We start from the raw sequence: 543 nt of genomic DNA, 5'->3' as shown, positions 1-543 counted from the left end.
ACACCATGAACGCGTCGACCGCCGTGGCCGCGGTGGCCGCGGGCGCCCGCATCGTCAACGACGTCTCGGGCGGGATGGCCGACCCCGAGATGCTGGCGGCCCTCGCCGGTACCGCCCCCGACATGGTGCTGCAGCACTGGCGGGGGCCGTCGAGCGACATGTACGCCCGCGCCGAGTACGGCGACGTCGCCGGCGAGGTGATCGCGGAGCTGTCCGCGCGGGTGGAGGCGGCAGCATCCGCCGGCATCGCCGTCGACCGCGTGATCGTGGACCCGGGCATCGGCTTCGGCAAGCGGGGCGCGCAGAACTGGGCCGTCCTTCGCGCGCTGCCGCGGATCGTCGAGCTCGGCAACCGCGTGCTCGTCGGCACGAGCCGCAAGCGGTTCATCGCCGAGCTGCTCGACGACCCCGCGCTCTCGCTGCATCGCCGCGACCTCGCGACCGCGGTGACGAGCGTGCTGGCGGCGCAGGCCGGGGCCTGGGCGGTGCGCGTGCACGACGTCGCGGGAACGCGAGACGCGCTGCGGGTCTCCGCGGCATGGG

1 protein-coding gene is annotated in these 543 nt (G+C 75.1%); it reads left to right on the top strand.

Annotated elements, in window-relative coordinates:
- On the top strand, positions 1–543 hold a 543-nt coding region (gene folP, locus ABD848_RS24925; protein WP_344977675.1), incomplete at both ends, for a dihydropteroate synthase.

The sequence above is a fragment of the Salinactinospora qingdaonensis genome (assembly GCF_039539445.1).
GTDB lineage: Bacteria > Actinomycetota > Actinomycetes > Streptosporangiales > Streptosporangiaceae > Salinactinospora > Salinactinospora qingdaonensis.
Note: the sequence above shows the minus strand (reverse complement) of the source record. Positions and strands in the feature narration are given on the sequence as shown.